This is a genomic window from Microbacterium schleiferi (genome assembly GCF_020781975.1).
Lineage (GTDB): Bacteria > Actinomycetota > Actinomycetes > Actinomycetales > Microbacteriaceae > Microbacterium.
In genome coordinates this window covers 1-11182 of the sequence record NZ_JAJGNI010000019.1, presented here as the reverse complement: position 1 = coordinate 11182, position 11182 = coordinate 1, and the positions used below count along the sequence as shown (strand labels likewise).

Genomic DNA, 11182 nt, shown 5'->3' with positions numbered 1-11182 from the left:
TCAACGACGAGAACACGTTGCTCAGCGAGCGGTGCTCAACCGCAATACCGATGGTGCTCAGAGGACCGAATACTCATCAGGGATCCGGCCTTGCTTCTTGATATCGACGTGCAACAGCTGGCCCGGCGCGGCCACCTCGTACCGCTTCGGCTTTGGTTTCCGCACCGGCAGCCCGGTGGCCTGGTCGATGTTCGCCAGCTTCGGCATCCCGTAGCGGGCCAGCACCCGCCCAACAGTCGAGCGGTGCAGATGCAGGTGATACGCGATCCGATGCGGACCCCACCGGCGCGTGAGCCGCAACGCGACAATCCGCCGCTCCGTCTTCCGCGGCAACCGGGTCGGTGAGGACAGCGGCCTCAAGCTGCGGTCCGTCAACGGATCCCCAGCCCGGTACCGGTCAGCCCACCGCTTCGCCATTGCCGGGGAGCACTGGAACCGTTCCGCGGCTCGCCGCAACGGCCAACCCTTCTTCACGATCAGAACGGCAAGACGACGGCGCCCCTCCGGCGTGAAAGGCGCGTTAGCGTGAGTCACAAAGACCTCCGGACAGGATGCGAGTGTGGTAACCCACATCCTGCCCGGAGGTCTTCGCCTACCTCAGCCGTTCACGAGCTGACGGGGAAGTACAGCTAGCGGATGACTCCCCAAAGATGCCGCACAGTCCGGAGGTGGGACCTCCATCGTGCTGCTATCGCTGGTCGGCTGACTTCGCGGGGCTTCCTACCAAAGGTAGGTTCATGAACGGGATATCGGATTGTCTCAGCAGGACACTCTTGATGGCGCTGGTATAACTTGCTCGAAGGTGTTCGATTGTCTTTTGTGACGCGAGTTGCCCGTTTCCTCCCGCGACCGCTTGACAGATCTCACGGTGTTCGGTCGCTGATTCACGAACACGATCGAACCCGCCGCCAGTAAGGACGATCAGGCGTATGCGCCGAGCTTCGGTCCAAATGTTGGATAGCAAGGTGGTAAGCCGACTGTTGCCGCAGTTGTCGATGATCGCTTGATCGAGATCGGAGAGCAAGAGTGCGTACTCCCCGTCCGGGTCGCTTGATTTCCCACTCAAGTCGGTATCGCGGGCGAGAGTTTCGAACATGGCGAAACGTTCCGCGAGGTCTTTGAAGATGTCAGGCGAATGAGCTGCGCATAGCGCGGTCGCGTAGCCTTCGATGGCTTCACGTGCCTGATAGACCTCGGTCAGGTCTCGGATTGTCGGTCGCGAAACCACAACCGATCGTCCGACGACGGTAGCTACACCCTCCCGTACGAGCCGTTGTAGCGCTTCACGGACAGGGGTTCGCGACAGACCAAGGGACTCAGCAACCGCAACCTCTCTCAGAGGAGTCCCGGGAGCAAGCTCAAGCTCAGTGATCTGACGGAGGATTTCACGGTGGGCGAAGTCGCTCTGTTTCACAGTCCATTGCCCTTTTCCAGCGGTCGTCTTGGCTTCGAGAGTAGTCGATACTCGGTGGTATCTGTTGAGGAGCAATCAGCTGACTGCAGAGGTATCAGCTTTGATGCAGAGACGTCCATTGAGTGCGGATGATGTCGTTGACGTCACGAGAACTCTCAATGTGAGGCCAGTGACCACCAGGCAAACTGACTACCCTCACGCGGGCGTTGATGCTGGTCATTGCTTCCGAGTCAAGCTGCCTGGCACTTGCTACGTATGTCGTGTCGACGGGGAGCCTCTTCCAGAGATCAATAGAATCGATGCTCAGCGCGGTACGGACAAGTTCGTAGGCGCACGAGCCATCCACTCGAGCGAGGCCCGTCGCTATCTCGGCGATGTCTGCTTCTGAGATGGTGCCGGTCATGGACATGAGGGATTCAGATATCCGTCGCCACTGGTCATCTGGATCGCCAAGACGAGTGAGCTCGGATCTGCTGAGCCTCGCCTCACCCGTGATGGGAAGGTTCGAATCGAGAATTATGAGACTGTCGATGAGCTGTGGATTTCGTGTGGCAGCTAGTGCAGCGAGGATTCCGCCCATGCTGTGTCCTACGACGAGACGGGGGCGGTGCGCGAGTTGCAAGATCTGTTGTTCAACAGACGCTACTGCCGACCACACATCACACTTTCCGTGGTTTTCACCATTTTCGATCGACCGACGCGCAGGAAGGCGAACGAATGACAGCGGGGATCCCGCGAACGCTTCGATCTGGTGATGAAACGTTCGCGGGCTCCCTCCTATGCCGTGCACGAAAGTGATCGAGCCAACGGGCGAACTCATTCAGGATCCTTTCCTTGGCGCGGCGTTCGTGAAATGGCGATCGCCGCGACCAGAGACAGTGCGGCCACATATATGTAGAACCACGGCATGATGCCAACGGAGATCGTGTAAGTGAGTACGTATGGAGCAGTGCCGCCGAACAGGGCGCTTGCGAAGCCGAAACAAATACCGAGGGTGATTCCGCGGACCTCCGCGGGAATCATCGGGGGAAGAACCGCAGGTAGAACACTGACAATCATCGCCAACGCTGCCATCGGCAATATGTAAACGAGGAAGACGGCAACAACGGTGTCGAGCGGGATCCAAGGAATCAGCAAGGAGATCACCGCGATGGTGACCAGTCCGATCACCGTAGTACGGATCATGCCGTAACGGTCAGCCAGTGCTCCGAAGGGGTACATCAGCAGTACGTGAACCACAATACCGACGGTCATCGCGGTGAAAGCAAGGGATGGAGTCTCCTGCACTGCCGAGGAAGTGGCGCTCACCAGCACACCCGTTCCGCTCACGATTGCGTAAAACAACAGTGAAGCAGCGGCCGAATAGATGAAAATCGCGAAGATTCTTCCAGGTGACTCCTTCACAACCGAGAGGAAGGAGACGCGTCGTTGTGTCGACGTTGCATTCGTGAACTCGTCGGTCTCGGGCAGCGCGCGGCGCATCACCAGAACGACCAGTCCCATGATGGCGCCCACAACAAACGGGACTCGCCAGGCTCCGTTGGCCACACCATCTGTCCCGAGTGTAGCGGTCATCACAGTACCCAGGGATGATGCAAGAAGCAGCGCCGCGCCAACGGCGATGTACACGAAGGATACCTGGCGGCCCTTCTTTCCGTCTGGCGCAGACTCTGCCATATAGATGAAGACGGCGCCTACCTCGCCACCACCTGAGAAACCCTGAATGGCCCGGGCTAGTACGAGGAGGATCGGCGCGAAGACACCGATTGCATCGTAACCGGGGGTGACTGCGATGAGAAGGGAGCCGAAAGCCATCATTGAGATTGACAACATGAGTGCAGGGCGACGGCCGACCCTATCGGTGAATCTTCCGAGGACGACGCCCCCGAGCGGACGGAAGAAGAACCCGACGGCAAAGGTTGCAAAGGTCGCCATGAGGGATGTCAGCGTGTCCCCCGTGGGAAAGAACTCTGCCGCGATGTAGCCAGCAAAAACGGAGTATGCGAGCCAATCGAAGTTCTCGACTGCGTGTCCGAGCGCAGCGGCCCTGTGCGTCAGGATGGGGTGAGACACCAGCACTGCTGACCTTCGCACTGCACGGGGCGAGAACGGACCAATACTGAGATGACGATGACGGTTGCTGACGTCGGCACCGATGATGGGGCTATGGCTCCTCGTGCTGACCGGCCCAAGAGGCGGACGTTCACCGCCGAGTTCAAAGCGGCGATCCTGGCCGAGTACGACGCCGCGGACCGCTCTGGGCGTGGGGAGATCCTGCGCCGGGAGGGCCTGTACACCTCCCACATCATCGAGTGGCGCAAGGCCGCGGCCGCCGGCTCGCTGTCCGGGCTGGGCAGCAAGCCGCGGGACCGGCGCGAGCGGGAGCTGCAGGCGCTACGGGCCCGGGCGGAGAAGGCCGAGGCCGAGCTGGCCAAGACCAGGGCGGCGCTGGACCTGATGGGAAAAGCACACGCGCTCTTGGAGACGCTCTCCGAGAGCGCGGACAAGCCGCCGCGGTCGCCGCGGTGATCAACCCGGCCGTCGACGGGCTGGCCGAGCACGTCGGCACCGCGGCTGCGTGCGCGCTGCTGGGTCGCTCCCGCGCCAGTCACTACCGGGCCAAGAACCCGCCACCGCCACGTCCACGGACACCGCGGCCGGCACCGGCGAACAAGCTGTCCGCCGCCGAGCGGGCCCACGTGCTGGCCGTGTTGACCAGCCAGCGGTTCGCGGACAAGTCGGTCGCCCAGGTCTGGGCCACGCTGCTGGACGAGGGCACCTACCTGTGCTCGATGTCCACGATGCACCGGATCCTGCGCGAGCACGACATGGCCGGGGAACGGCGCCGGCAGGCGAGCCACCCGCCCCGGACCCGGCCCGAGCTCGTCGCGACGGCGCCGGGGCAGGTGTGGAGTTGGGACATCACAAAGCTCAAGGGGCCGGAGCGGGGCGTGTACTACGACCTGTACGTCGTGCTCGACATCTTCTCCAGGTTCGTCGTGGGCTGGACCATCGCGGCCCGCGAGGACGCCGAGATCGCCAAGAACCTGCTCGAGCACGCCATGGGCATCCATGGCGTGCCGGAGGCGATCCACGCCGACCGCGGGACCTCGATGACCTCCAAACCGGTCGCTCAGCTGCTCGTCGACCTCGGGGTGGCCAGGTCGCACTCCCGCCCGCACGTGTCGAACGACAACCCTTACAGCGAGGCGGCGTTCAAGACGCTGAAGTACGCCCCGGTCTTCCCCGAGCGCTTCGGGTCCCTGGCCGACGCCGGCGCGTTCGCCGAGCAGTTCTTCGCCTACTACAACCACGAGCACCGCCACTGCGGGATCGGGCTGCACACCCCCGCCAGCGTCCACTTCGGCACCGCCGGGCAGGTCCGCGCCCAGCGCCAGGCCACCCTGGACGCGGCCTACGCCGCCCGTCCCGAGCGCTTCGGCCACCGCCGACCCCAGGCGCCCAAGCTGCCCGAGGCCGCCTGGATCAACCAGCCCTCACAGGAGGCCCTCATACAGACCGCCTGACGGAATCTGTCTCACCCGCCTTGACACTTTCCGCGGCCGCGACTTGTCGCCGCGTGAACCTGGGCTTTTCAACTCCTAACACGGACGTTGCGGAGTTCTGTTCGTCCACACCCTGCTCCTTTGCTGAGGTTTGTGTCTTGTCGATGCGAGCGCCAGACGGCCCGCACCATTAATGTATACCATAGACTTGATATCTGTATACAAATAGCTTTGGGTGCGGCGAATCCCGTCTCCCCCATCAACGCGCTGGAGGGAACCAGAACCGATGTCCTCATATTCATGCGTGGATAGGGCCGGGCAAGAGCTCAGCGAGCATGCGGTTCATGACTTCGCGGACCTGTTCGCCAAAGAATTCGGAGTGCCGAACGGCATGATGGTGTGGAGCGCAGGAAGAGTCATCTATGAGAGGTACGCGCCACCGTTTGCGCCGAACCTCAGACACTCGCTCCACTCGGCAACCAAGAGCGTTCTCGGCTCGGTGGTTGGGATTGCAATTCGTGACGGACATTTGTCTCTTGACGATCGCGTTGCCGATGTCCTGACCAGGTATTTGCCGAAGCAGGTTTCGCCGGAGCTCGAGGCGCTGACGATTGAGCATCTTCTGACGATGCGTGCAGGGTTCGCTAGAGGCGTGAGCGGATCGTGGGCGCGCGAGCAAAGTTCAGGACTGACTCGTGCCCTGCTTGCCTTGCCGTTCGGGAGCATGCCCGGGCGTAATTTCCTCTACAGCAGCGGACCGAGCCAACTCTTGTCCGCATCCATTCAGGAAGTCACGGGGGCCCCTGTCGCACGGATTGCAGAAGAACTTCTCTTCGCCCCCCTCGGAATTAGCGACTTCCGCTGGCATTCTGACCAGGAGGGCGTAACGTCCGGCGGCAACGGGCTCAGCTTGCGGCTGAGCGACTATCTCGCGTGGGGCTTACTGTACTTGAACGGTGGGGCCCGGCAAGGCTCACAAGTTCTTCCCTACGAGTGGGTGCGTGACTCGATGCGCGCTCACGTGAGGGTCGACTCTCGCCCTTACTCGGACGGCAAGAGACTCATTGCGGCCCCAATCTCTCGCGAACTCCAAACGGAGACGTACGGATATCATCTCTGGGGGCATCAGGCGGGGTTCTCCTTCGCGGCCGGGTTGTTTGGCCAGTACCTGTTCATTCTTCCCGCGCAGCGATCCGTACTGGCGGTTGTTTCATCCATGCCTGCGTGGGAGCACAATCGATTACCAGACTTCGTTGCCAGCAATTTACTGGGCTACCGAACCACTGATAGCGTCGGCGTTTCCCCAAGTCCATCGCCTCCAAGAACCGCAGATTCCAGCTACCGCTCAGATCAGTCCGAGTCAGGCAAGAGCGATCCTGCCGTTGAGCTTGATCCTAGTTTTCTGGGCTGCTTTCAGCCTCGGCGCACACCGCAGTTTCTGGATCTCGTGTCTGTGGATAGGCGCGTAGGTGAGACTCGCATCAAGCTCCGTACGCGCAGTGGTGAGCTCACCGCAACCACTCGCGGTTGGGAAGAGGCCTTCATCCCATTCGACTTCCCTGACCTTCATCATTCGTATGCGCTGGACGATGAGGTCGGCCTGGTGCGCGCGAGTGTTGAGTCATCCGATGTACTTGTCATCGAGGTTCAGTATCCGACGACTCCCTTCAGAGACACTCTGAGGCTTGAGTTCTTGAGTGAGGTGGACTGCCGAATCGATGTGACAACCAACGTCAACAGTGGCTCAATCAGAGGTGTGAACTTCGACCTCACGAGAGCGAGGCAGAGATAATGCTCTGGGCTCGTATTCGGTCCCTTGCGCCAGGATCTTGGCCGCGTCAGGTGTGAAGTCCGAGGTGCCGCCAAGCCAAGTAGCGGGTCCTCAGCTTGGCACCGCTCCCTATCACTGTGCGAAGCTTGACCTGCTACGCGGACAGCTTGCTTGTGGACCCGCGTCAGTTCGCTGCCGCGCATCTGTGGTCGACCCTGGAGTCGAACCAGGACCAGGCCGGCGGACGGCGACCAAGGTGAAAGGAAGTGGGGGGAAAGAACCGGCCAGGTAAGGCGGCGCCGACTACTACGAGGGAGGCGCTCGATGAGCCGGATTGGCACGGAGACGAAGCGGAAGCTGTGGGAGACGGGCGTCTCCTCACTCGGCTACGCATTCGACGTCCGGAACGATACCCGCACGATCGAGATGGCTCGAATCGCGGATCAAGCTCGCCGTCGAGGACGCCTACATCGCGTTCACCCACCCGAACGCCGAGGGGTTGATTGAAGCGGAGAGGCTTCGCTACCCGAACCTGGACCTTCGCCAAGTTGACCTGCTCGAACCACGTGGGTTGGACCGGAGTGTGATCGCACAACTCGCCATGTGCCGGTTCACGCGCCCGGCACATGACCGTCATGTTCTAGGGTTTACCGGATCCAGGAAGTCCTACATCGGATCCGCGCTCGCCATCTACTCTGCGCCGACGACGCCTTCGCGTGCAATGCACGCAGGCACTTTCTGTGTAACTACTCGTAACTTAGACCTAATACGCGTACTCTGAGGTCATGCGCGGTGGCCTCGAGCGGTGGAAGCGAGGTGTCGGGTCCCAAGGGGTCCGGCAAGCAATGGCCTACGCTTTCAAAGGGAGTTGCGACTCGCATCTCCTCTCGGTGACCGGTGTCGAGGCTCTCGCCGGGTACAGCGGCGCCGATGGCGTAAGCGTCCAGCGCTTCACCGTCACCGACGGCAATGTCGCCGTGGACGCACTCGACGCGGAGGAACTGCGACGCTGGGTCGACGGCCACGACCCGATCACCGACGAGTTGCGCGGCCGCGACCTCACCTTGCCCACGGCCGATTTGGTCCTTGACGGCACGATCAACGCGCCCAAGTCCTACAGCATCGCAGCCCTCGTCCACCCGGATCTCGCGATCGAGTTCGAGGCCCTCCAGGACCGCCTGCGACACACGATCATCACCACCTGGCAACGCGAACTGAACGCGCGACGCGGCGCCGGCGGGCGTATCCGCGAGTCACTGCACCGCATCGAAGTCGTCGAGTTGCAGCATCGCCGCTCGCGAGCCCTCGACCCGCACATTCACCGGCACCTGTGGCTCAACGTCAAGGTCCAGGGCCGGGATGGCCAATGGTCGAACGTCGACTCACGCGTTGCCATGAAGCTCCACACCCTCATCAACGCCGAGGGTGAGCTGGCCGCGCGCACCGACCCGCAATGGTTGCGCGCGCTCGCCGCCCACGGATACACGCTCGACGAACACGGTGAGATCACCGAGCTGGCATCCCTGGTGCGGCCGCTATCTCGGCGTTCGACGCAGATCGAAGCGCACCGGGCGCGTCTCCTTGTCGAATGGCGCGACGCTCACCCCAGTCAGGAGCCGGACCACGCAATCCTGCAACAGATTGACAGGCGCGCGTGGGCGACGGGCCGACCGCAGAAACCGGCGGACCTCGAAGAGGACGAGTGGGAGCAGCGCGTCCGCGATGAGATCGCCGCGCTTGCCCCTGACACGCTCATCGATCGCGACGCCATCGAGGCCAACCCGATCCCCATCGGGGCACTCGACCGCGACCTGCTCGCGGCGAAGGCGATCGTGGATGCCGACGCTCGCTCGACCGGATGCGGTGGCCGGTTCTCCCTCTACGACGTCCGTGCCGGCGCCACCCGGGCAATCGCCGCGAGTGGCATTGTGAGCGAACGAGCGTACGTCCAAGAACTCATCGACGACGTCACGACCCGCGCAATCCAGATCACGGTGGACCTCATCTCGGACCGGGACGAGCGACCCGAGCATGTGAAGGCTTACATGGCGGCATCCACTGTGTCGCTCAAAGTCGGTCTCGCCGGTCGCCTCGAGATGCTCACACGCCAGGGCATCCGGTTCGACTACAGCGGCATCGAGGAGATCGGCGAGGTGCTCCTCGGCCCGCATTCCAGCCTCGACGAGGGACAGGTCGAGGCGGCCGCGGCCATCGCAGGGACTGACCGGTTGGTGTCGGTGACGGGGCCAGCGGGCACGGGCAAGACAACCCTGTTGCGCGTCGCTCGCGTCGCGCTGAGGCAGCAGGATCGCGGGATGCTCGTTGTCGCGCCCACGAAGAAGGCGGCCACGGTCGCCGGTCGAGAGATCGGAGCGACCGCGATCAGCGTGCACGCACTCCTCGCCGACCATGGTTGGCGGTGGGGTCGCGACTCCGCGGGCGCTGAGGAATGGTCCCGGCTCGCCCCCGGCGACACGGATGCCCGGACCAACCGCGCTTACGACGGCCCGCGCCTCTACCCGCTACGGCCGGGTGATCGCGTCGTTGTCGATGAGGCGGGGATGGTCGACCTCCACACCGCGAACGCCCTCGCGGCCCTCGCACAGGAAACCGGTGCCGGGATCGCCATGGTGGGAGACCACCTGCAGGCGATGCCCGTCGGCCATGCTGGCGCAATGGCCTGCCTCACACGGCGCGCGACCGCCGTCGTCGAACTCACCGCCGTGCACCGCTTCCACGACCCCACCTATGCCGCACTCACGCTGCGCATGCGCGAACCGGCATCCACCGATGAGGCGCTCCGTGTCGCGGCCGACCTCGAAGAGCGCGGATCAATCCAGCGCGTGGCGGACGCCGACGCCGCGCGCGCCGCGATGGTGTCGGCCTACTTCCGGTGGGCAGGTGGTGGCAAGCGGGTCGCGCTCGTGACCAGCACCAACGACGAGGCGACCGCGATCAACGAGCAGATCCAGGAGCAGCGCGTGCAGCGTGGACAGCTCAACCCCCGACGTATGGCAGTCGGGCAGGGGGAGCAGCGCATCCTGGAGAGCGACGTCGTGCAGACCCGTCAGAACGATCGTGGACTGGGGGTCGAGAACCGCGCGCTCTGGACGGTGCGGCAGATCCGGCCGGACGAGGTCGAACTGGTCAGCCTCACCGATAGTGGTGATGTCCGCCGCGTGAGTAGCGACTATATGGCCGAGCATGTCCATCTCGCGTATGCGTCGACCGTTCATGGCATCCAAGGTGAAACGACGGATGCCGCGGTCGTCGGCCCCGGGGTGGATGCCGCCGGGCTCTACGTCGGCATGACCCGCGGCCGCATCCACAACGAAGCGATCGCGATCGCCTGGGACGCCGCAACCGCGAGAGAGCAGATCGCCGACAACATGATGCGTGGCCGTGTGGAGATCTCGATCGATGACTCCCGTGATGCCGCCCGGGCTGAGCTGGGGCGTGCCGCGCGACCGGCACTCTCGGTGGATGCGGCCGAGTGGAGCGACCGGTCGCGTCGCCCGTTCGGAGCGCAACCGAACATCGGCGTCATCGCGGCGCGGGCGGATCGCCAGGCGTCCGATTCGGCGGAGGAGATCCGCAGGCTTCGCGCCGACGCTGTCCAGTTGACGCACGACGCGCAGGTCCGAGTGCGGGAGCTGTCGGCCGACTACGCGCACCAGATCGAACTCCGGGATGCGGCGATCGCCGAGCAGCATCTTCGTGCGGCGCTGCCGCCGGAGATTCGGGTGGAGGAGGACCGGGCCCGCGCGGCGCTGGCTGAGGCAGATCGCCCGTTCCGGGGCGTGGCGACAACGAATTCCATCTCGCGGTTCTAGACCGTCACGCGTTGGTGAACACGGCGACCGCGGTGTTGTGATGGGGAAAGGCATCGCGCACGTCAGAGATGCGCTGACGGGTCTGTGCGACCCACGCCGGACGAACCGTGTTCTGCAGCAAGTCGTCCAATGTTCCCTCATCCAGGAGGGCACGCCACTCGTCGACGGACGTGGGTTTGGTGTCGGGCCTCAGGCGCTCGGCGATCATGTCCGCGGCGCTGGAGAGCAGTAGCGAATCCTTTTGTGGCTTGCGCCGGAACAGTGCTGGCACACCGGAGCGGATGGGGCCGTTCTCGGGGTAGCCATCCGCGTTGAACGGGTCGTCGACGAGTCCGCGAAAGCGCTGCGCGTAGGTGCCGATGACCCCCAGTCGCGGAGCGAACCGACGCAGTTGTCGGCCGGATTTCCATCCGATCAGCGGTGTGTACACGCCGAACATCTCGCTCGCGTAAGGCAGGACGGAGGTGAACTTGCTGAGGTCGGTCATCGCACGCATCTGCTTCACCGTTCATGGTGGAAGAAAGAACTGACGAGACACATCGTCCTCCCTCCGGCGCCCGATAGTAAGAGGTATGTTCAAACGGGCTCTGTTGCAAAAATCGTGAAGCTTGAGCATGCTTGGCGGAGATTGGACGGACGGAACGATGACGGATTTCAA

General features: G+C 63.2%; 7 protein-coding genes and 1 pseudogene. 3 read left to right on the top strand and 5 right to left on the bottom strand.

Annotated features, from left to right (window positions below; all coding sequences use genetic code 11):
* Window positions 1–75 precede the first annotated feature (75 nt).
* From LL236_RS14565 to LL236_RS14550, 4 genes and pseudogenes are all read right to left on the bottom strand, one after another.
* Window positions 76–534 (bottom strand): annotated as a pseudogene (locus LL236_RS14565) (helix-turn-helix domain-containing protein); the annotation flags it as partial.
* Between the two features lie 154 nt (window positions 535–688).
* Window positions 689–1414 carry a GntR family transcriptional regulator gene (locus LL236_RS14560; RefSeq protein ID WP_228179552.1) on the bottom strand — a complete coding sequence of 242 codons (726 nt, stop codon included), beginning with the start codon at window positions 1412–1414 and terminating at the stop codon, window positions 689–691.
* A gap of 94 nt (window positions 1415–1508) precedes the next feature.
* Complete coding sequence (locus LL236_RS14555) at window positions 1509–2234, bottom strand: alpha/beta fold hydrolase (protein ID WP_228179551.1); 726 nt, start codon at window positions 2232–2234, stop codon at window positions 1509–1511.
* Window positions 2231–3487, bottom strand: a complete 1257-nt coding sequence (locus LL236_RS14550) for an MFS transporter (RefSeq protein ID WP_228179550.1) — start codon at window positions 3485–3487, stop codon at window positions 2231–2233. Before LL236_RS14550 ends, LL236_RS14555 begins: the two co-directional genes overlap by 4 nt.
* Before the next feature lie 57 nt (window positions 3488–3544).
* On the opposite strand from LL236_RS14550, the gene LL236_RS14545 reads away from it, so the two are divergent.
* The 3 genes from LL236_RS14545 to LL236_RS14535 all read left to right on the top strand — a co-directional run bounded on the left by LL236_RS14545 (window position 3545) and on the right by LL236_RS14535 (window position 10524).
* Window positions 3545–4941 (top strand): IS3 family transposase gene (locus LL236_RS14545; protein ID WP_370428832.1). Its coding sequence is split into 2 segments (ribosomal slippage): window positions 3545–3881 and window positions 3881–4941, totalling 1398 coding nucleotides; the frame shifts between segments, so codons are not numbered across the junction.
* A 265-nt stretch (window positions 4942–5206) separates the two neighbouring features.
* A complete protein-coding gene (locus tag LL236_RS14540; RefSeq protein ID WP_228179549.1) occupies window positions 5207–6712 on the top strand; it encodes a serine hydrolase domain-containing protein in 1506 nt (501 codons plus the stop codon).
* Between the two features lie 869 nt (window positions 6713–7581).
* Complete coding sequence (locus tag LL236_RS14535) at window positions 7582–10524, top strand: AAA family ATPase (RefSeq protein WP_228179548.1); 2943 nt, start codon at window positions 7582–7584, stop codon at window positions 10522–10524.
* A 4-nt stretch (window positions 10525–10528) separates the two neighbouring features.
* Here the strand turns inward: LL236_RS14535 and LL236_RS14530 are convergent, their stop codons facing one another.
* Window positions 10529–11011 (bottom strand): hypothetical protein, encoded by a 483-nt coding sequence (locus LL236_RS14530; RefSeq protein WP_228179547.1) that lies wholly within the window; start codon window positions 11009–11011, stop codon window positions 10529–10531.
* Between the last annotated feature and the right edge of the window lie 171 nt (window positions 11012–11182).